The sequence below is a fragment of the Acetobacter conturbans genome (assembly GCF_011516755.1).
Taxonomy (GTDB): domain Bacteria; phylum Pseudomonadota; class Alphaproteobacteria; order Acetobacterales; family Acetobacteraceae; genus Acetobacter; species Acetobacter conturbans.
Genome location: NZ_WOSY01000016.1, coordinates 23,503 through 43,716 on the forward strand (window position 1 = coordinate 23,503; position 20,214 = coordinate 43,716).

Sequence of the window (20,214 nt, forward strand, 5' to 3'; positions counted from 1 at the left end):
ATTCTTGCTGGGCGCAGACGACAGTTCCCGTAAGTGTTCCTTGTTGGAAGAAGCGGTTGGCGGCATGAAGATGTAAACAAAAAGAAAGGTGTTCCCGCTCATGAAGCGCTTTTTCAACGCCCGCGAAACGGTTGTGACGGAATCGCTCGACGGCCTGCTGCGCTCTTCAGCCGGGCGTCACCTCTGTCGCCTCGACGGCTATCCGGAAATCAAGGTGGTCCTGCGCAAGGAGCGCAATCCCGACCATGTCGCCATCATCTCGGGAGGCGGTTCCGGTCACGAGCCCGCTCACGCAGGGTTCGTGGGGGCAGGGATGCTGGATGCCGCCGTCTGCGGTTCGATCTTCGCTTCTCCCGGAGTGGATGCCATCCTCGCGGCGATTCTGGCCGTGACGGGCAAGGCAGGGTGCCTGCTGGTCATCAAGAGCTACACGGGAGACCGTCTCAACTTCACGCTCGCTGCCGAACAGGCGCGGGATATGGGGCTGGACGTCGAGACAGTGGTCATCGGCGATGACATTGCGTTGCCGGACAGCCGTTTCCCGCGCGGACTGGCCGGAACGGTGCTGGTGCAGAAAATCGCGGGATATGCCGCAGCGCAGGGCGATTCCCTGAAGGACGTTGCGCGGAAGGCACGTGAAGCAGCGACCAGCATGGCATCGCTCGGTCTCTCCCTCACGGACTGCAACGCCTATGACCCCCAACACGCGACGCGTCTTGGCGAGATGCAGGCTGAGCTTGGGCTGGGTATCCACGGAGAACCGGGCGCGCAGCAGATTGCCGTCGCACACGCTGACGAACTGATGTTGCTGGCGGCCTCCAGACTGGAAGAACATCTTCCAAAAGGAAAGGAGGGCCATCGTTACGGGCTGCTGCTGAATATGCTCGGCAGCGTGCCCCCGGTCGAAATGACTCTGCTGCTGGAGTCGTTCGTCAGGACGCCTCTGGCGAAAAAAATCGATCTTGTCATGGGGCCAGCGCCCGTGATGACGGCGCTGAACATGAATGGTTTTTCGCTCACCGCCATTGTCCTGACCGATGAAGTTCGTGCAGCTCTCCTCGCGCCGGTCGAACCAAAGGCGTGGCCGGGCACCGTCGATTTCGCCGGACCGTGTATTCGCGAAATGCAGCCTCTGCCTACGACCTTCGCTTTCAGGGTCTCGTCCAATCCGCCTCTGGAAGCCCTGATGCGCACGGGGGCCGAAGCCCTTATCGCCAATATCAGCAGCCTCAATGCACTTGATGCGAAAATCGGGGACGGGGATGCAGGCTCCACTTTTGGAGAAGCGGCGAAGGAAATCCTGAACGCACTGGACCGGCTGCCCCTTGCTGACCCGCATCAGCTTTTCAGCACCATCGGCAGCATTCTTAGCCGTCACACAGGGGGGTCAAGTGGGGCTCTTCTGTCGGTTCTGTTCTCGACAGCAGGACGCAGCACGGCATCATGGGCAGAGGCGCTTCAGGACGGACTTGCCGCGATGCAGAGGCTTGGCGGTGCGAAGCCGGGGGATCGGACGATGATCGATGCCATTGCGCCCGCCCTCAAGGCTCTGACCAGCGGTGGTTCTCTGAAGCAGGCTGCCGCAGCAGCCAGATCCGGTGCGCATGCGACACTCACCATGGGCAAGGCCCAGGCCGGACGGGCGTCCTATGTGCCGGATGCGCAGTTGAACGACGTGCCTGATCCGGGCGCGGAGGCGATTGCGCGTCTGCTGGAAGCCATGTCAGCATAACCGAGGAATGAATACCGATGAGTCTTGAGTCCGTTCAGGCGTTTCTCGCCGTTCACGCCCCTGATCTGCCGATTATCGATCAGGGAGCAAGCACGGCGACGGTCGCGCTGGCGGCTGAAGTTCTTGGTGTTGCCGAAGGACAGATCGCCAAGACGCTGGCCGTGAAGGTCGGAGATGAGCGATTTCTGATCGTCATGGCCGGGGACGCACGTCTCGATAATCGCAAGACGAAGGACTCTTTCGGCGCGCGGCCCCGCATGTTGCCTGCTGAGGAGGTCTTCGAACTGACCAGTCATCCGATCGGGGGCGTCTGTCCTTTCGGTCTTGCCCAGCCGATGAAGGTTTGCTGCGACGTTTCGCTGAAAGCCTTTGACGAGGTGTATCCTGCCGCCGGGTCGCGCACGGCGTCGGTGCGTCTGACGCCGGCACGACTGGCCGCGCTGGTGGATGCGCCCTGGGTGGATGTCAGTCAGCCTCAGATCGTTACCGTGGAGTGACGACGCGTGGGGCGATTAATTCACGATGCCAGAAGTTGTGAAAAAATCTTTCGCATCTTCATGACTTTCGGAGCCACGACGGCCTGACAATATCCGGTGCCGGGATTGCGTCGGAAATAGTCCTGATGTTTGGCTTCAGCGGGCCAGAAAATGGTGAGCGGCTCAATCTTCGTAACGATCGGCGCGCCCCACATATCCGACTGCTCGATCTCCCGGCCTACTACGATGGCACTTTCGCGTTGCTGTTCGGACGTCCAGAAAATAATCGAACGATACTGGGTTCCGACATCGTTGCCCTGACGGTTCAGGGTCGTCGGATCATGCAAAGTGAAGAAGACGCGCAGAAGTTGCTCATAGGGCATAATCGTCGGGTCGAAGATGATTTCCACCACTTCCGCGTGGCCCGTCAGACCGGAACACACCTGCTCGTAAGTCGGGCGATCAGTGGAGCCCCCCGCATAACCGGGGCGTACGGACAACACACCGCGCAGCGAGAGAAAGACGGCTTCTGCGCACCAGAAGCATCCTCCACCAAGAACGGCTGTTTCTGTCATTGTTTTCTCCACACTTCAGGGGCAGGCGGCCAGCGTTGCCCGCAGAAGGGAGATGCTCCTGCGGGTCTCTACTGTTAACACATCATGCCGCAACAAGTTTACCCAAGCCGTGCCAGTGCAGCCTTCAGACGATCGCAATCACCCTGCTGTGTGACCAGACGTTCGCGGGTTTCTTCCACCACTTCCGGCTTGCCGCGAGCGATGAAATCAGGATTCCCCAGCTTGCGCGCGGTCTTCTCGATCTCGACTTCAGCTTTTGCCAGTTCTTTCGACAGCCGTGTCCGTTCAGCATCCAGATCGATCAGATCGGCCAGAGGCAGGACCAGTGTGGCTTCGTCGAGCACGGTCTGGGCCGAACCATGCGGCACATCGTTCTGAAGCGCCCCAATTTCGGAGACACGCGCCATGCGGCCGATCGTCTCTTTCCAGCGGGAAGCCCGATCGATCGTGATAGGGGACGCGTCTTTCAGAAGCACTGGCGAGAGGCGCGAGGGCGGCACGTTCATCTCGGAGCGGACCGTGCGGATTTCCGTGATGAAACGGGTCAGCCAGTCGATTTCCGCGATGGCTTCTTCAGCACCGGACACGGACACCGGTGTCGGCCACGCCGCCGTCATGAGTTCACCGCGCGGCCCAAAGCCGAACTCGTGCCACAGCGTGTCCGTCACGAAGGGCATGATCGGCTGGAGTAGGCGCAGGATCGTGTCCAGAACCCATGCGGTCACTGCCCGCAGTTCCTTTGCCTCCGCCGTCTCCTCTCCCGAGAAGAGCGGTTTCGTGAGTTCCAGATGCCAGTCGCAGAAGCAGTTCCAGATGAAGCGATAGCAGGCGCTCGCATATTCATCGAAACGATAGGCTTCGAGCGCGCTGGTCGCTTCCGTGACAGCTTTGGAGGTTTCGGAGATGATCCACCGTCCGAGCGGGCTTTGCACTGTCGCCGGATCGAACCCGGTGACAGGCTTGATGCCGTTCATTTCGCAGAAGCGCGCCGCATTCCAGAGCTTGGTTACAAAGGCACGGTGATCTTCGACACGTTTCGCGCCGAATTTCAGGTCACGGCCCACACCGGTCAGCGCGCAGATGGTGAAGCGCACCGCATCCGCACCATATTTATCGAGCAGTTCCAGCGGGTCGATGCCGTTGCCCTTGCTCTTCGACATCTTCTGGCCGCGCTCGTCGCGCACAAGGCCGTGGATGAAGACGGTATGGAACGGGGGCGCCTTCATGAAATGCAGCCCCATCATCATCATCCGGGCGACCCAGAAGAAGATGATGTCGAAGCCCGTGACCAGCACGTCTGTCGGATAATAGCGGGCGAGTTCCGGCGTCTTGTCCGGCCAGCCGAGCGTGGAAAAAGGCCACAGGGCGGAGGAGAACCACGTATCGAGAACGTCCTCGTCCCGGATCAGTGCGATATCCTCACCGTAATGGGTTTTCGCCTGTTGCTGGACGTCCGCATCGTCATAGCCGACGAACACTTCTCCATCCGGGCCGTACCATGCCGGAATACGGTGTCCCCACCAGAGTTGCCGGGAGATGCACCAGGGCTGGATGTCACGCATCCATGCGAAGAACGTGTTTTCCCACTGCTTCGGAACGAAGGTCACATCGCCTTTTTCGACTGCCTCGATGGCAGGACCGGCGAGCGTTGCGGCATCGCAGTACCACTGGGTCGTCAGGCGGGGCTCGACCACGGCTCCGCCACGCTCGGCGTGAGGCACCTGATGGGTGTGCGGTTCGATCTCGACGAGATAGCCGAGGCGTTCCAGTTCCGCGACGATGGTCTTGCGGGCTTCCTCACGCGACAGGCCGTCAAGGCTGCGGACAAAGGCGGGATCAGCCAGATCTTCAACGGTCTGAAGTTCCTCGCCGATGTCCGAAAGGGTTACGGCGGCCCCTTCGTCGAGCACGCAGAGCATCGGCAGGTTGTGCCGCTTGCCCACTTCAAAGTCATTGAAGTCATGAGCCGGGGTGATCTTGACGGCACCCGTACCTTTTTCCGGATCGGAATAGGTGTCGGCCACGATGGGAATACGGCGTCCCGTCAGGGGCAGGACGACCGAGCGGCCAACAAGCGCCTTGTAACGCTCATCCTCCGGATGCACGGCGACGGCGGTATCACCGAGCATCGTCTCAGGCCGCGTGGTGGCGACAACGATAAACTCGTCTTTCGCATCTGCGACGGGGTAACGGATGTGCCAGAGATTGCCGCGGACTTCCTTATTTTCCACTTCCAGATCGGAAATGGCGGTGCGGAAATGCGGATCCCAGTTGACCAGCCGACGGTCACGATAAATCAGCTTCTCGCGGTACAGCGTGACAAACACTTCGCGCACGGCCTTCGAGAGACCGTCATCCATGGTGAAGCGTTCGCGTGACCAGTCGAGGGACGAGCCGAGACGACGGAGCTGTTGGGTGATGCCGCTGCCGGACTCGCCCTTCCATTTCCACACGCGCTCAAGAAATGCCTCGCGACCGAGTTCCTGACGGGTGGTCTTTTCGCCGGCAAGCTGTCGTTCGACGACCAACTGCGTGGCGATGCCTGCGTGGTCCGTGCCCGGCTGCCAGAGCGTGTCGCGGCCCTGCATCCGCCGCCAGCGGATAAGGGTATCCTGCAACGTCATGGTCAGGGCATGTCCCATATGGAGCGTGCCGGTGACGTTGGGAGGCGGGATCATGATGGTGAAAGGCGTTGCCTTGCTGTGCGGATCGGCGGCGAACCGTCCCTCAGTCTCCCAGGTTTCGTAGAGCTGGGCTTCGGTGTCGGCTGCCTGAAACGTTTTGCTGAGCATCGCTTTCAAACCAGATGAGAAACGGGTTGAACAAAAAGAAACGCAGCGACGGATACCGCGCTGCGTCCCTTATTAACGCCTGAGGCGGCTTTCTGGCCAGTCACTTGAAACCCATTGCTAAGAATAAGAAGCAGGGGATTCCCGGGCTGGACGCTGAACGATCAGCGATCGCTCAGACGCTCGATCTCTTTCTGGACCGCCTGCTGGACGATGCCGGACAGGTGCTGATCAAGCCATTCCTTCAGGAACGCCCGCACTTCGTCGCGAACAATATCCTCAATCGTCAGGTTTCCACCGCGCGTGATAGCCACTCGTCTCTCCTTGTGTTCCACTGCCTGTTGACGACGCAGCATCTGCTGCAATGCGCCGAATGAATGCTCCGTAGCACCGACTGTCTGCTTGTCCAGAGCAATCTGCACAGGCGTCGGCACTTCGGCGTCGGACGCTCCGGTATAGCCGGGTGTCTCTGCCGCGTTATTGTTGTCGCTCATTCTGATCCTTGCCAGTTGTGTCGGAATACTTTCCACCGCCGCTTCACGCTTGGGTTCAGCGGCTTCGACCGGCGCAGTCTGTGCGACGGGTTCGGAAACAGGGACGGGAACTGCGGACGGCTGTTCCTGCGATTCTGCATGAATGACCGGCTCTTCAGCCGCTGGCACCTCTTCAGGTGCAGCTTCGGGAGCGTGCGTTTCGGCGGCTTCGGGCTCCGGTGCTGCTTCCGCAATCGGTTCAGCAGGAGAAGCGGAAGCTTCGACTACCGGTTCCGGTGTGACGGCAGCAGGCTGCTCGACGGGAGCTTCTTCTTCCGGGGGCGCCTGCATGGAAGCATCGAGCACCAGCACATCGTCATCCTCAGCCGGTGGCGGTTCATGCATCACAGGCTCGGCAGGCGTTTCATGGTGCTGCGGCTGGGCATCTGCTTCGGCTGCACTGGCGGCAGTCTGCGCCGCAGCATGGGCTTCCTTGCCTTCCTGCAGCATGCGACGGATTGACGTGAGCACCGTGTCGATCGAACCACCGCCGGGCTGTACGTCGTTTTCGTCTGTCATAAAATAAACCTTTCCACGCGACGCTTATCGCCCAGGCTGATCAAGAGCGTAATCATTCAGACCCCAGAGACGGTCTTTCACAGCGTCATAATAGGCCTTCTCATTATAAAGAGGCACGTTCAGGTGCAGATCAAGTGCCGTCAGGCGCCCGATTGCTGATGCCACGTTATAAGAGGCCGTCACCATGTTGCTCAGGCTCTGCACCAGTGCCACCTGCGCCTGAAGCAGGGTACTCTGCTGCTGCAGAACTTCCAGCGTCGTGCTCGTGCCGACAATGGCCTGCCGCTCAACGCCGTCAAGCGCGACCAGTCCGGCATTGATGGCCGCACGATTGCTTTCAATGGCCGCCTTGTAGGACATCAGCCGCTGCCAGTTGGAGGCAGCCGCCTGCGCCGCCTTTCGACGCTGGACGTCCACTTCCCTGCCTGCTGACAAAGCCTGCTGCTTGGCCTGCCGGACGCCCGCATATTCTCCACCGCCCTGATAGATGGGAACGGTGACATCCAGCGTCGCGTATTTGTCTTCGTTCCGCTGATTGTTCAGTTCCTGATTGACCATCTTCATGTAAGCGGCGGTCGCCGACACGGTCGGCATCAGAGCCGCCATCGCCACAGCCACCGAATCCTTCTGTGAGGCCTCGGTGAAGAGGGCATTGACGACGTCAGGATTGTTTTTCACCGACATCGCCACGGCCTCGGTCTGAGACTTCACGGGCAGGACAAGAGGCTGGGGCGGCACAAGATTCGGCGGCGGGGCCATGCCGACAACCTGCATGTAGGTCGCCTGCGCGGTCTGGAGCGTCCCTTCAGATTGCTGGCGAGTCGCCTTGGCGCTGGCATAAGCCGCTTCCGCCTGAGCGACGTCGGTTCGCGTGATCTCTCCGACGTGGAATCGCTCGTTCGTCGCCTTGAGCTGCTGCTCAAGAACACGTTCGTTGTTGATGTTGAGCTGAAGAAGCTGCTCGTCCTCGATCACGCCGACATAGGCGTTCACGACATCCATGAACACCTGCTGCTCGGTGGAGATCAGCTTGGCGCGTTCCGCCATGACCTTGTTGACGGCCTGATGGGTCTGCGCCGTTGTCTTACCGCCCGTGTAGATGGGCTGCGTGATTGTGGCCTGAGCATCAAAGCCGAAGGTGCTGAACTTGCGCAAATATGCACCGGTCGTTTTCCCTGAATTAGGGTCGAATTCACCGGTGTAATTGTTCTCACCCTTGTAGTAGCTGGGATCGAACTGCCCCTTGATGGTGGGACGCCAGCCCGCCAGCGCGGTCGGCACATTTTCGTCCGTCGCACGGAGCGTTGCGCGCTCTTCCTGCAGGGTCGGGTTTGTCAGATAGGCGGCAGAGAGCGCTTCCTGCAACGTATGCGGGATGAAGCTCGGCTGGCCACTGCCGTCATACTTCTGGGCCAGAGCCGTCGAGCTGTACAGCAGGGCTGCCAGTCCCAAGCCGAAGCCACAGGAATGTTTCATTTAACGTCTCTCTTTGCTGCCGCTTCCACACCGAAAGGGCGGAGTGAACGGCTTATGCCACGCTGGTTCGGCATTTTCTACCATCGAACTTAACAGCAGATTGCCGAAGTCGCCCGGAGACCCCGATCTTTCTTCAGAAAAGCGGTTCAGAATGCGAAAGCGGGAGTTTTTTCGAAAGCAGGCAACATCGGGGTGACAGCATCAAAGAAACGCCGAATGGACCAGTTTCCCGGGGCTTCCTGTTCCGCGAGAAAGGCCGAGGACGTGCCGTCAGGGGAGCGCAGCACGCCTGCCACGCGACCGCCTTCCGCGATCTGCGTGTTACAAAATGCGGGAATTTCGGCGATCGCGCCGCCGAAAATGATGAGATCGAACGGTGCATCCTGCTCATTGCCTTCGGTCAGCGCCCCCTTGCGCCAAACGAGCCCCGGTGCATGGCGCGCCGTATAGGCCTGCCCGGTTGTCAGCAGATCGTCTTCGTCCTCAAGAGCCACGACCTTCGCGCCCATCACCGAAATGACAGAGGCGAGATAGCCGGTGGCGGCACCCACCACGAGCACGCGCTGCTCGGGAACGATCTGTGCCATCTGCACAAGACGGGCAACGATCATCGGTTGCAGAAGATAGCGGCCATGCCCCAGCGGAAGACTGCGATCCGCATAGGCGAGCAGTTCCTGTCCGACGGGGACAGCATCCTGACGCGGCAGCTCACGCATGGCGGTAAGAACCCGCGGATCGTTCACTTCGACAGGCCGGACCTGATCATTGACCATCCGCAGCCTGGCATCGGTGAAATCGAGGCCTGACTGGAGTGTGGCCGCGGAACAATTGAGGGAAGGAGGGGCGATCACCGAGGTCCGGATCTGATCTGCAGTCTGGGTCATGGAGCATCCCGCAAAAATGTCTGCTGTCCGGAAGCATCGGAAATCACCCGGAACGTCTCTCTTATGGAAAACGCCCTATGTCCGTCTGCGTCAACCGTGGGGGAGGCAAAAGAACGTCATCGGTGGCTTGACCTGTGCCGAGACGTGAGAGATACAGCGCTATCCGGTGAGGTCCGGTGGCAGAATGGTGATGTAGCGGACTGCAAATCCGCGTATGTGGGTTCGATTCCCGCCCGGACCTCCAGACGACTTCGTGAATGGCAGTTGCCCGTCGTTTTCGTCCGCGGTTTTTCAATTCCCAAAATTTGGTCTTAGAGGCGTTTCAAAAGCTCTCTGCTGCGTGCAATCGCCCCTGAGGGTAGGCACGACCGACGTGGCTTTTTGAGCACTGAAGCGAAGCGGCCATGCAGGCCGTGAGCATCGGATCATTAGCAGAGAGCTTTTGAAATAGGCTCTTACAGATGCAAGCCGCGTCACTGCCTGCTGCGTCAGGCGTTTCTGGTCAAATGCACGGGTATAGCGCGCAATCTCTGACAGATTTTTGTGACCTGTAATCGCCGCAATCTGGGGACTGTGCAGCCTGCTTCCGTCAGCCCGTGAGTGGACAAGCCTGCATCCCGGGCCCAGTCACGCTTCAATTCACCATAGTAACAGGTCCTAAGCCTAAACGAATAACGTTTCGTTCCGGCCCGGATCTCCCGTCGCTTCCCGAAGTTGAAGCAACCAGCCTCATATTATGCCTGTTTGCGTGCTTTCAGATTCATTGCCAGAGCGCAGGCTGCCCCGAAAAGACCCGGCTCCGGATGTTGAATCATCCGCACTGGGATTTTCCGCATCACCGTTTCAAAACGCCCCTTGGCGACGAACCGATGGCCGAAATCGGATGCGGGAAGAATGTCCATAAGCCTTTTGCCAAGGCCGCCGGCGATGACTATGCCCGTTGCTCCATGCGCCAGAGCCATGTCTCCGGCAAAGGAGCCGAGCGCCTGACAGAAACGCGCCATGCCTTGCGTGGCGATTCGGTCATGCCCTTCCAAGGCAAGCGTCCAGAGCTGTTTATCCGAGAGAATGCGATTCGCTTCGCCGCAGTCTTCGGCCAGTTGTGCACAGATCGGGATGATCCCCGGCCCGCAAATGACGCGCTCCGCAGAGACCCGGCCATGAAGAGTCCGCAGTCGCGCCATGAGGCGGTCCTCGAATTCGTCACAGGGGCTGAAGCCGATATGGCCGCCTTCCGCTCCGGAAACCCAGGTTTCGTTCTGCCGACGGATGATGATCGCGGTGCCCAGTCCGGTGCCCGGCCCGATGGTGAGGATGGTGCCTTCCTCCGGGAGGGGGCGGTCGGGGCCGGAGAGATAGGGCTGATGGTTGATGTCCAGATGAGCCACCGCATAGGCGACTGCTTCGAAGTCGTTCAGCAGAAGCGTGTCTTCGACGCCCAGCTGGGCCGGCAGTTCGGCCCTGACGATGGTCCAGGGGTTGTTGGCCATGACGAGGACATCGTCATGAACCGGGCAGGCGACAGCCAGCGCCGCGTGTTTGGGAAGAGAGGGACGACCCAGATGCTCGCGGAAATTGTTCCAGGCGCTTGCGAGCGTATCGTGCGCGGCCACGTTGACGATGTGAGGGGGCGCGACCGAAATGACGTGCCCGTTCTCCACAGTCGCGATGGCGAAGCGTGCATGAGTCCCGCCGATATCGGCGACAACAACTTCTTCCATGGGTTCCGTTCTCCGGCTTTCCACTTATGAACGAGAATATCTCAACGTGGTTTCTGGTCTGCGCTGATGCGGGACATGATCGCTTCCCGCAAGGGGCGAGGGGTGAACTTGTCGATGAGGCGCAGGACGCGGAAAGGCCACGGGAAAATCACTTCCGCCCGGTTTTCCGTAATGGCGCTGATAATGTGTCGGGCCGCATTTTCCGGTGTGACGAGAAACGGGCGCGGCCCCACGATACGGCGACTCATGGCCGTATCGACGAATCCGGGGGCGATGAGGGAGACGCGCACACCCAGAGGGGCAAGCGCGATACGGGCTGAACTCGCGAATCGCGCCAGACCCGCCTTCGAGCCACCATATCCTGCGGCAAAAGGCAGGTCGTGAAAGGCTGCGACCGAGCCGACCAGCGCGATGGCGCCCCCGCCACGGGCCTGCATTCTCTCCGCCGCCGCCATCGTGAGCGCGGCTGGGGTGGCATAATTCACCAGCCCGAGTTCAAGAACCATTTCAGGTTGTTCCGTCTTTTCGGACGTTTTCTTCATGTCCGAAAGACCGGCGCAAAGAATGACCGTGTCGCAAGGCGTGGCCTCATCGTCCGCTCGCAGGGCGATAATCGCAGCCTTACCGTCCGCAAGGTCTATTTCCCTGGTCAGGACATGAGCCCTGCATTCTCGGCAGGCAGCGGCCGTTTCCTGCAGGCGCTGGGCGTTGCGGCCCCACAGAACAAGCGTGACACCCGGCGCGGCATAAAGGAGGGCAAGCGCGCGCCCGATGCCCCCGGAGGCTCCCGTGATGAGAATGCAACCCGTTCGCGAGACGTCGCGGCTTGTGGTTGGATCGCTCCTGAGAGATGAAGAGTCAGGGCGTCGGATCAGCGAGTTGCGTCGTATCTCATTGGCAGCGGTTTCGTTCAACGGTATGTCCCATGCCCTTCAAGCACCGAATCACGCGGGTGCGATTTACAGTTTCGCGCGGAACCGCGTGTTTGCAGGGAGAGTTCATGACCCACTCGGCGCGCCTTGTCATTACCCCGGTAAGGGGGTTTCGTCAGCTTTCGGCCTTTATCCGGCTGCCGCGCCGCATCTATGCGGGGATGACAGGCTATGCGCCTCCACTCGACATGGAACAGCGGAGCCTGCTTGATCCTTCGCGCTCTCCGTTTTTCAGGCATGGCGAGGCGCAGTACTTTCTCGCATGGAAAGATGGTCGGCTCGTGGGGCGCATTTCCGCACAGGTGGATCGTCTGGTGCGCACCGTGTCGGTGGCTACGGAGCTGACCCCGGAAACCGGCTTTTTTGGCGCTCTGGATGTTGCCTCTCCGGACGTTGTCGCCCCGCTCGTGGACGCTGCCGCCTGCTGGTTGAGAGAGCGCGGCATGACCACCATGCTGGGGCCGTGGACGCTGAACAGCAACGGTGAATACGGCCTCATGATCGAGGGTCAGCAGGCCATGCCGATGGTCATGATGCCCTGGCATCCGACGTTCATCGGACCGGCCGTCGAGGCGGCTGGGCTTGAGAAGCGGATGGACGTTCTGTCCTATCAGATGGAAATGGGACCGGAGGCGGAAGCGGCGCATATCGTGCCGAATGGCCTGAAGGTCGGGGAGGGGCGTCTCGGGACACTCTCTGTCCGGCGACTGGATGCCAAGAATCTCGACAGGGACGGCGAGATCCTGCGCACCCTCTATAATGATACCTGGCGGGATACATGGGGGTTCGTCCCTTACACCGAGGACGACATGCACAGCATGATCCACGAGATCAAGCCGATCCTCAGGGAAGAACATTTCGTGCTGGTCGAGCAGAATGGCGAACCGGCGGGTGTCGCGCTCGTGGTGCCCAATGTGTGTGACGTGGCCGGAGATCTGGGTGGGGCGCCGTCGCCTCTTGGATGGATGCGACTCGGAAAACGACTCCTGCGGCACGAGTTTCAATCCGCCCGCGTCATTCTGCTGGGCGTCAGCAAAGCCCTCGCGGGTACGGCGCTGGGCGCAATGCTGCCAGCGCTGCTCATCAAGGAACTGATGAACCGGGGGAATGAACTGCCCTATCGCCGCATCGAACTCGGGTGGGTGCTTGAGACCAATCAGCCGATGCGCCGCCTGATCGAACGCATCGTCCCGGAACCGACCAAACGGCACCGAGTCTACTCACGCACGCTCTAACGCTTTTGAAGCCCTCCACAGGGGGGCTTCCCCGCAGCCGGATGAAGTGTTCAGCACATTGTGTCACGCGGCGCGTGAATATCACGGTGGTTGCTGACGCATACACTGCCATGTTTTGTTATTTGTAATCCGCTCCTCCTCAGTCGAAGAAAACAATTCGCGTTGAATCTGTTGAATGACGAGGTGGAAAAGCGAGGTGAATGCGGCTGACAAGACATCGCAACTACCTTGGTGGTCGTGGCGGCGACTGATATGGACGCCCACGATTAAAAGCGATTTCTTTCCGACAGGCTGGTTCATGTTCTGCCTGCGGACATGGTTCGCGGTCTGGCTGGCCCTCGCGACAGCCTTCTGGCTACAGATTTCCTCTCCCGGTTCCGCCGCCGTGACCGTCATGATTCTGGCCCAGCCTTTGCGCGGCCAGATGCTCTCCAAAGCCCTCTACCGACTGGCCGGCACATTTGTCGGTGCCTTTGTGGCGCTGGTGCTGACATCCTGCTTCAGTCAGGATCGCGCCCTGCTTCTGGGCGGCGTCGCGCTGTGGCTGACACTCTGCTGCATCATGGGAACGCTGGAGCGCGATTTCCGCGCTTATGCCGCCATGCTGGCAGGCTACACCGTGGCGCTGATCGCCATTGGCTGCATCGACACGCCCGAGACCGCCTATACCGTGACCGTCAATCGTGTTTCCGCCATTGTGATCGGCATTGCGGCGACAGCAGCGGTGAATGACGTGTTCGGCTCGCCCACGGCATGGGCGAAACTCACCCACGGGCTGGATGCTGTCACACGCATGGTAGGCCGGATCGCCCGGGACGCCGTGGCCGGACGCTCCGTGCCGGATGCCGCCGCTCTGGCCGGTATCGCCGGACAGATCATGGCTCTGACCTCTCAGGTCTCCTTCGCCCGCACCGAGATCGCTGACGGCCATCTGCGCATGATCGGCGCGCGCTCGGCGATGGTGGCGTTGCTGGAAATGCTGAATTGCAGCCGTGCCGTTGCGATGGCGCTGGAGCACGGCCTGATTTCCGATGACGTGGTCAATCGTGTTCGCTCCGCATTCGGCCGCGGTGAGGCGACAGTCTCGACACGCATGGCGATGGAGGATCTGGAACAGCTCGCCCGCGAGACTCATCTGGATGCCGCAGGCAATCAGACGCGCCTCAGCCTAGAGGAAGCATGGTTCCTCGAAAGGGTGATGGCGCTCCTGTCCTACTGGCGATGGGCGGAAGATGGCGTCGATTGCGTTCATAATGGCGGTCACGCACACACGCAGGCTCCCGAACTGAAGATCGTCACCCATCAGGACGTCGTTCTGGCGCTGCTCAATGGATTGCGCGTGCTGATCGGTTTTTCTCTGACGGCGGGGCTCTGCATCCTCAGCGGTCTCCCCCAGAGCTACGCCGCGCTCTCCCAGACGGCCATCGTGCTCACGCTCGCCGCCACGACCTACGATGTCCGGGCGTTCGGCATGGGAGCGCTGATCGGCATGCCGCTGGCGATCGCGACCGCTGCCGTGCTGAATTTCGGAATCCTGCCGCATGGGTCGGACATGCCGTTCTTCGCCCTGATGGTGCTGCCCGTCATTTTTGCCGGCTGCCTGCTGCTGCTCAACCCGAAGACGTCAGCGATCGGGTTCAATGCGGGCGTGTTCTTTTTCGTCATTCTCGGCGTGGCCAATGAACAGAGCTACGACCTCAAGGCGTTCATCGACCGCGACGAGCAGTATCTGTTCGCGGGGGTGCTGATCTTCATCACCCTGACACTGCTTATGCCGCCGTCAGCCCGCACCCGGCGTTTCCGTGTCGCCACAGCCATCGGTCACGATCTGCACCGGCAGTTCGAAGGGCATGGCGAGCAGGCGGGATCGGCTCTGATCAGCAGGCACTATGATCGGCTGATCAAGCTGAGGATGTGGAACAGCTACCTTCCGTCTTCCAAAGCCCGGGACCGCGTGTTCGCCCGTCTCGCCAGCCTTGATGATCTCAACGCGGCGCTGGCACGGGCGCGTCGTCACCTCCAGCGGGCTGCCACCATCCCTGTGGTGCGAACGGAAGCGGAGGCGGCTCTGCGCTCCTCGATTGTCTATAATGTCGGGTCCGCGATCACGCGGCTGACCATTCATGCCCAGCGGCTGCTGCTGCTTTCGGAAAACCTGCCGCATGGCGAGATGGCGACCGTGCTGGGTGCTGTTTCCGGCATGGCAGGCGCGATCCGCCTTCTGGAGCAGAACCGTTCCGCTATTGACGTGTATGGCATCCTGCCGGTTCCCACCATGCGCTGGAGAGCCCTGTGAACGCACCTCTTCGTTCTGTCATCAATATCGGAGGCCTGCTGGTCTCGTCCTTTCTCGTGCATGTCGGCCTCGGCCTTCTGACCATGCTCATTCTCAAGCCCATCCTGACAAAAACCCGCCTGGACCGGTTCTTGTGGAACGTGCCGCTGGCCGAGTTCGGGATGCTCATCATCTTCACGGGGATCTACACGATCCTGCTTTGAACCGGACGCCATCCCGGCTTTTCGCCCGGGAAGAAACAGGGAGCCTCGAAGAGGCAATGGAACAGCGACAGATCATGACGGGACTTTTGACGGCCTTTCCGGGCACGGTGCACCCTCATGTTTGAAAAAGCGCGGCGAGCCCTCCAGTACACCACAACCGGGGTCATTCTCCTTATCGCGCTCATCACGGCTTTCGTGCTCTGGGACTATTATACGTCGGCGCCGTGGACCCGAAATGGACAGGTGCGCGTCCAGACGGTCAACATCGCCCCCCGTGTGTCCGGCCCCATCATCGGACTGCATGTGCATGACAACCAGTTCGTCCGGTCAGGGGAAGTGCTGTACGATATTGATCCGTTCGACTTCCAGATCGCCCTCGCTACGGCCACCGCTGTCGCAGAGCAGAGACAGGCGGATCTGGCCCTCAAGATGGCGCAGCAGAACCGCCGCGACCGACTGACGGATGCCGCTGCCTCACGCGAGGAAAAACAGGTCTATGAAGCGACGGCCGCCGTGGCGCGGGCACAATATGCCCAGGCACTCGCCCAGCTTTCGCAGGCGAAGATCAATCTCGAACGGACGCATATCCACAGCACGGTCAGCGGTCCGGTCAACAACCTCATCATGCGGGTCGGTGACTTCGCGACCGCAGGCCAGCCGAATATCACCGTGATCGACCAGCATTCCTACTGGGTGGACGGATATTTCGAGGAAACCAAGATCGGTTCCGTGAACATCGGCGATCCTGTCCGCATCGACCTGATGGGGTTTCACGAACCGCTCGAAGGCCATGTCGTCAGCATCACGCGGGGCATTGCCACGTCCAACGCCAGCAGCGGGGTACAGGGCCTGCCCTCTGTCGATCCTGTCTATACATGGGTCCGACTGGCGCAACGCATCCCGGTGCGCGTGGAGATCGACCGTATTCCGGACACCGTCACCATCGCGGCGGGCATGACCGCCACCGTGACGATTGTCGGCAGCAAGGGGCACCGCGCCCACGACACGTTGCAGGATGTTTTCGAGCGTCTGCATGACACGCTGTTCGGGATTGGCGCGGGGACTCACCGCTAACGGAAGCTTTCTCACGGCTTGATATGCTCCCGTCGCGTGGTTACATTTTCCGGGAGGCCATATCAGGCTCTCAGAGTGAAGGTGTGCGTGCAGCGGATACGCCAGACGAACGTAGGAAGATGGATTGCCATCCTGCTGTTGCAGGTGGCGATGTGTCTGCCTGTCTTCGGGGCCACTCATGCAATCGCTGCCTCTCATCCGGACTGCATGGGCTGCAAGGCTCCTGCCATGGCCGCCACGATGGCGATGCCTGCTGAAGCCGTGCCCTGTCACCATCCGTCCGTCTTTGCCTCATCCCCGGCTCATGGTGCGGGGACCGTCTCCCGGCAGGATACGGGACATGGTCATTGTTGCGTGACGGGTGAGTGTGTCCAGTTCTCCCTGATGGCGGACCCGCCATTCGCGTTGCGATACAGATCCCTGCTTCAGCCAGCGAGAGCTTACCATCGTATCGCCAGTGCCCTGCGGCTCGGACAGATTGCAATTCCGGCACTTCCCCCGCCCAGACAGGTTTCCTGAAGCCGCTTTGAGCGGCGATCCGCGCCTGAAAGGTCGCTGAACGCGGCCTCTTTCATCCGTGATCTCTTCAGGATCGTGACCCATGTCTTCATGTATTCAGCCGAAACGTAAGGCGGTAAGCCGTCGGCGTTTTGTGACCAGTACGGCTCTCCTCGGTATCAGCTCCGTTTTTCCGCATCTGAGCCGGGCCGCTCCTGCCAGTGTGGCGTCGTCCGGTATGCTGCCAGAGGCCGCCTCGTCCTTTTCCCTCAATGTAGAAGAGGTTCCCGTTCATATCGGTGGCGAGAAAGCCACGTCCGTGGGGATCAACGGCTCCATGCCAGCCCCAACTCTTCGCTGGCGGGAAGGAGACACGGTCGAGATTCAGGTCAACAACAGGCTTGACGAAAAGACCTCAATCCACTGGCACGGCATACGCCTCCCAGCCGAGATGGATGGTGTGCCGGGACTGAGTTTCTCAGGGATACGCGCCGGAGAGTCCTTCACCTATCGGTTCCCGGTCCGTCAAAACGGCACCTACTGGTATCACAGCCACTCCGGGGGACAGGAACAGAGCGGGTTGTATGGGGCCATCGTCATCGATCCTGCGGGCCGACCGGCCTATGAGGCGGATCGTGATTATGTGGTCGTTCTCTCGGACTGGACCGATGCCGACCCGATGGACATCATCTCCAATCTCAAATTCAACAGCGATTATTACAATTTCCGCCAGCGGACCGTCGGGACGTTTGTGAGCGATGCGCGCAGGAACGGACTGATCTCCAGCGTGCGCGATCGCCTCATGTGGGGGCGCATGAACATGGCACCGACCGATATCTCGGACGTGTCGGGCGCCATCTATACCTATCTCATGAATGGTCACGCCCCTGACCACGGATGGACCGGGCTGTTCCGTCCCGGCGAGAAGATTCGGCTACGTTTCATAAACGCCGCGTCCATGACGCTCTTCGACGTGCGGATTCCCGGGCTCACGATAGAGGTTGTCGGAGCGGACGGAAACGATGTGGAATCGGTTTCCGTGGATGAGTTCCGCATTGCGCCCGCCGAGACTTATGACGTGCTGGTGTCGCCTTCGTCCTCCGGGCCTTACACCATTTTCGTGCAGTCGGAAGACCGCACCGGCTATGCCCGCGGGACGCTCGCCATGCAGGATGGTGTGCAGGGCGCTGTGCCGCCGATGGATCCGCGCCCGATGCGCAGCATGACCGATATGGGCATGGCGGGGATGGCCATGCCTCATTCCGGCGGCAGCATGTCGGGAAAGTCTCTTCCTGCGGCGGCCTCAAAACCTGAGCACCATGCTTCGCCGCGCGCAGTCTCCATGGACGACATGGATATGAGCGGCATGGACGATATGGATGGCATGGACATGCCACCTTCTCACACCATGTCGGGACAGGCGCATAAAGCCGGTCATGAAAAGATGAAACCGGTGCCTCACGCCATGAAGACGGCACCTGCTGTGCCGGTGCAGGCAGAGAAGATGCACATGCCTGCTTCGGCCGCCATCGGGTCATCCCACTCGGTGCATCTCAAGCCGGGTGTCGAAGTGCAGAGTATCGCCAGAGAAACGTCCAACCGCCTTGGTGAGGCAGGCGATGGTCTGGATGGCGATGGTCGCCGGTCATTGCGTTACACCGATCTGCGTGCGCTTCGCCCCGGTACCGACCCCCGTGAGCCTTCGCGCGAAATCGTTCTTCACCTCACCGGAAACATGGAGCGATTTATCTGGGGATTCGACGGGAAAAAGTTTTCAGAAGCAGGTCCGGTCGAACTCACTCTGGGCGAGCGTGTGCGGTTCGTGCTGATTAACGACACGATGATGGAGCATCCGATCCATCTGCACGGGCTATGGAGCGAACTGGAGAACGGGCAGGGGGAATATCGCCCGTATAAGCACACAGTGATCGTGAAACCGGGGGAACGTCTCAGTTATCTGGTGACGGCGGATGTACCCGGGATGTGGGCCTATCATTGCCATCTGCTCTATCACATGGAAACCGGCATGTTCCGGACGGTCGTGGTGTCATGAAAAACCGCGCCATCTTCCTATGGACAATGTTGTCTGCGTCGACATGTATGGATCATGCCCTTGCAGCGGGTGTGACTGTTTCCTCAAAGCCCAAGGCGATCTCATATATAAACGGGATCGTGCCTGTCATGGATCAGGGCACATATCTGCATGCCGTGCTGGAGCAGTTTGAGGCCCGTTACAGTGGGGCCGGAGGAGAGTTCCGTTACGACGGGCAGGCCTGGTACGGTTCTGATTACAACAGGCTCTGGGTAAAATCCGAAGGCACTATCGGAGTGGATGGTCGTTTCAGGGACGGAGATCATGAAATTCTCTACGACCGTCCCATTTCCCGTTACTTCGATCTGCAATCCGGTGTGAGGCTCGATATTGACCACGGACCGACACGGGCCTGGGGGGCGGTCGGGATTCAGGGGCTTGCGCTCTATTTCTTCGATGCGGAGGCTACGTTCTATTTCAGCGACCGTGGCGTAGCCGGACGATTGCACGGATCTTACGATATCCTCATCACCAACCGTCTCATTCTCCAGCCTCAGGCAGAGCTCAATTTCTATTCAGCCGCCGATGAGGCCCGGGGAGTAGGGCGCGGTCTGTCTGATGTCGATGCAGGTCTTCGCCTGCGGTACGAATGGCATAGAAAAGTCGCACCATACATCGGCGTTACATATTCAAATTCTCTGTATGCAACAGGGCAGGGAGCAGCATCGCGGGATTCTGGTGGGCATGTCAATTTCACATTCGGTGTTCGTAGCTGGTTCTGATAAGACAAGAAGAGGAAAAGTTCCTTTATTTATTTGGGATCTCTTCAGAGGAAGTGGAAAATCCCGCATCCGGATCACTCTTTAACCATTGATTAAGTTTTTTGCGGCATTCGTTTAGTCGAACCCGAGAGTGGCATGGATCATGATTGCTCCGGCAGGGTGCAACAGTTAACTTACTGTGACGACAGGATCTGGACAGATGCAGTACTTCCTAATTCAGAAAATTGCCGAAAGCAGAGCGATCAATCGTATGCGCGCTCTTCTGGCGGACCGAGAAGGCGTAACGGCTATTGAATATGCCCTCATTGCGGGACTGATCGCAGTCGCATCTTTTACTGCGATGAAAGCACTTGGTGGATCGCTGCAGACTCTGTTCAGCTCGATTTCGACGACGCTTAACAGCGCACCGACGGCAACGGGTAGCTAACGTCTAAGTTTCAGTTTGAGATGAGTAAGA

Annotated in this window: 16 protein-coding genes, 1 tRNA gene and 1 pseudogene; 11 read left to right on the plus strand and 7 right to left on the minus strand. The window is 59.9% G+C overall.

Annotated features, from left to right (window positions below):
- Positions 1-100 precede the first annotated feature (100 nt).
- Complete coding sequence (locus tag GOB81_RS13790) at positions 101-1,732, plus strand: dihydroxyacetone kinase subunit DhaK (RefSeq protein ID WP_173571008.1); 1,632 nt, start codon at positions 101-103, stop codon at positions 1,730-1,732.
- 17 nt (positions 1,733-1,749) lie between these two features.
- On the plus strand, positions 1,750-2,229 hold the full coding sequence (locus GOB81_RS13795; RefSeq protein WP_173571009.1) for a YbaK/EbsC family protein: 480 nt from the start codon (positions 1,750-1,752) through the stop codon (positions 2,227-2,229).
- A 20-nt stretch (positions 2,230-2,249) separates the two neighbouring features.
- On the opposite strand, the gene msrA is transcribed toward GOB81_RS13795, so the two are convergent.
- The 5 genes from msrA to GOB81_RS13820 form a co-directional block, all read right to left on the minus strand.
- Entirely contained in the window at positions 2,250-2,783 is a 534-nt protein-coding gene (gene msrA / locus GOB81_RS13800) for a peptide-methionine (S)-S-oxide reductase MsrA (RefSeq protein WP_173571010.1), read from the minus strand.
- A 98-nt stretch (positions 2,784-2,881) separates the two neighbouring features.
- Positions 2,882-5,575, minus strand: coding sequence for a valine--tRNA ligase (locus tag GOB81_RS13805; RefSeq protein ID WP_173571011.1), 2,694 nt, complete (start codon positions 5,573-5,575; stop codon positions 2,882-2,884).
- Positions 5,576-5,736: 161 nt separating this feature from the next.
- Positions 5,737-6,624, minus strand: coding sequence for a DUF2497 domain-containing protein (locus tag GOB81_RS17765; protein ID WP_242010286.1), 888 nt, complete (start codon positions 6,622-6,624; stop codon positions 5,737-5,739).
- A 24-nt stretch (positions 6,625-6,648) separates the two neighbouring features.
- The gene (locus GOB81_RS13815; RefSeq protein ID WP_173571012.1) at positions 6,649-8,100 is read right to left on the minus strand and encodes a TolC family outer membrane protein; all 1,452 of its coding nucleotides are present in this window, start codon (positions 8,098-8,100) and stop codon (positions 6,649-6,651) included.
- Between the two features lie 146 nt (positions 8,101-8,246).
- Positions 8,247-8,984 carry a protein-L-isoaspartate O-methyltransferase family protein gene (locus GOB81_RS13820; protein WP_173571013.1) on the minus strand — a complete coding sequence of 246 codons (738 nt, stop codon included), beginning with the start codon at positions 8,982-8,984 and terminating at the stop codon, positions 8,247-8,249.
- A 170-nt stretch (positions 8,985-9,154) separates the two neighbouring features.
- On the opposite strand from GOB81_RS13820, the gene GOB81_RS13825 reads away from it, so the two are divergent.
- Positions 9,155-9,228, plus strand: a tRNA-Cys gene (locus GOB81_RS13825).
- 490 nt (positions 9,229-9,718) lie between these two features.
- Here GOB81_RS13825 and GOB81_RS13830 read toward each other — a convergent pair.
- Together GOB81_RS13830 and GOB81_RS13835 are read right to left on the minus strand one after the other, a co-directional pair.
- Entirely contained in the window at positions 9,719-10,705 is a 987-nt protein-coding gene (locus tag GOB81_RS13830) for a glucokinase (RefSeq protein WP_173571014.1), read from the minus strand.
- A gap of 41 nt (positions 10,706-10,746) precedes the next feature.
- Complete coding sequence (locus GOB81_RS13835; protein ID WP_173571035.1) at positions 10,747-11,505, minus strand: SDR family NAD(P)-dependent oxidoreductase; 759 nt, start codon at positions 11,503-11,505, stop codon at positions 10,747-10,749.
- Positions 11,506-11,705: 200 nt separating this feature from the next.
- Between GOB81_RS13835 and GOB81_RS13840 the strand changes: the two genes are divergently transcribed.
- The 8 genes and pseudogenes from GOB81_RS13840 to GOB81_RS13875 all read left to right on the plus strand — a co-directional run bounded on the left by GOB81_RS13840 (position 11,706) and on the right by GOB81_RS13875 (position 20,184).
- Positions 11,706-12,872, plus strand: coding sequence for a GNAT family N-acetyltransferase (locus GOB81_RS13840; RefSeq protein ID WP_173571015.1), 1,167 nt, complete (start codon positions 11,706-11,708; stop codon positions 12,870-12,872).
- 175 nt (positions 12,873-13,047) lie between these two features.
- Positions 13,048-15,168 (plus strand): FUSC family protein, encoded by a 2,121-nt coding sequence (locus GOB81_RS13845; protein WP_173571016.1) that lies wholly within the window; start codon positions 13,048-13,050, stop codon positions 15,166-15,168.
- Complete coding sequence (locus GOB81_RS13850; RefSeq protein ID WP_173571017.1) at positions 15,165-15,371, plus strand: DUF1656 domain-containing protein; 207 nt, start codon at positions 15,165-15,167, stop codon at positions 15,369-15,371. Before GOB81_RS13845 ends, GOB81_RS13850 begins: the two co-directional genes overlap by 4 nt.
- A 117-nt stretch (positions 15,372-15,488) precedes the next feature.
- Positions 15,489-16,445, plus strand: coding sequence for an efflux RND transporter periplasmic adaptor subunit (locus tag GOB81_RS13855; RefSeq protein WP_173571018.1), 957 nt, complete (start codon positions 15,489-15,491; stop codon positions 16,443-16,445).
- An 87-nt stretch (positions 16,446-16,532) separates the two neighbouring features.
- Complete coding sequence (locus GOB81_RS13860; protein WP_173571019.1) at positions 16,533-16,964, plus strand: hypothetical protein; 432 nt, start codon at positions 16,533-16,535, stop codon at positions 16,962-16,964.
- Between the two features lie 82 nt (positions 16,965-17,046).
- Positions 17,047-18,996 (plus strand): copper resistance system multicopper oxidase, encoded by a 1,950-nt coding sequence (locus GOB81_RS13865; protein ID WP_173571020.1) that lies wholly within the window; start codon positions 17,047-17,049, stop codon positions 18,994-18,996.
- 113 nt (positions 18,997-19,109) lie between these two features.
- A pseudogene (locus GOB81_RS13870) lies at positions 19,110-19,757 on the plus strand (copper resistance protein B); the annotation flags it as partial.
- Between the two features lie 199 nt (positions 19,758-19,956).
- Entirely contained in the window at positions 19,957-20,184 is a 228-nt protein-coding gene (locus GOB81_RS13875) for a Flp family type IVb pilin (protein ID WP_173571021.1), read from the plus strand.
- The last annotated feature ends 30 nt before the right edge of the window (positions 20,185-20,214 follow it).

Excerpts from the sequence above, each read along its gene's own strand:
- GOB81_RS13875 (WP_173571021.1), top strand. The coding sequence starts at position 19,957 with ATGCAGTACTTCCTAATTCAGAAAATTGCCGAAAGCAGAGCGATCAAT.
- GOB81_RS13845 (WP_173571016.1), top strand. The coding sequence starts at position 13,048 with ATGACGAGGTGGAAAAGCGAGGTGAATGCGGCTGACAAGACATCGCAA.
- msrA (WP_173571010.1), bottom strand. The coding sequence starts at position 2,783 with ATGACAGAAACAGCCGTTCTTGGTGGAGGATGCTTCTGGTGCGCAGAA.
- GOB81_RS17765 (WP_242010286.1), bottom strand. The coding sequence starts at position 6,624 with ATGACAGACGAAAACGACGTACAGCCCGGCGGTGGTTCGATCGACACG.
- GOB81_RS13865 (WP_173571020.1), top strand. The coding sequence starts at position 17,047 with ATGTCTTCATGTATTCAGCCGAAACGTAAGGCGGTAAGCCGTCGGCGT.
- GOB81_RS13805 (WP_173571011.1), bottom strand. The coding sequence starts at position 5,575 with ATGCTCAGCAAAACGTTTCAGGCAGCCGACACCGAAGCCCAGCTCTAC.
- GOB81_RS13790 (WP_173571008.1), top strand. The coding sequence starts at position 101 with ATGAAGCGCTTTTTCAACGCCCGCGAAACGGTTGTGACGGAATCGCTC.
- GOB81_RS13855 (WP_173571018.1), top strand. The coding sequence starts at position 15,489 with ATGTTTGAAAAAGCGCGGCGAGCCCTCCAGTACACCACAACCGGGGTC.
- GOB81_RS13820 (WP_173571013.1), bottom strand. The coding sequence starts at position 8,984 with ATGACCCAGACTGCAGATCAGATCCGGACCTCGGTGATCGCCCCTCCT.
- GOB81_RS13815 (WP_173571012.1), bottom strand. The coding sequence starts at position 8,100 with ATGAAACATTCCTGTGGCTTCGGCTTGGGACTGGCAGCCCTGCTGTAC.
- GOB81_RS13830 (WP_173571014.1), bottom strand. The coding sequence starts at position 10,705 with ATGGAAGAAGTTGTTGTCGCCGATATCGGCGGGACTCATGCACGCTTC.
- GOB81_RS13840 (WP_173571015.1), top strand. The coding sequence starts at position 11,706 with ATGACCCACTCGGCGCGCCTTGTCATTACCCCGGTAAGGGGGTTTCGT.
- GOB81_RS13795 (WP_173571009.1), top strand. The coding sequence starts at position 1,750 with ATGAGTCTTGAGTCCGTTCAGGCGTTTCTCGCCGTTCACGCCCCTGAT.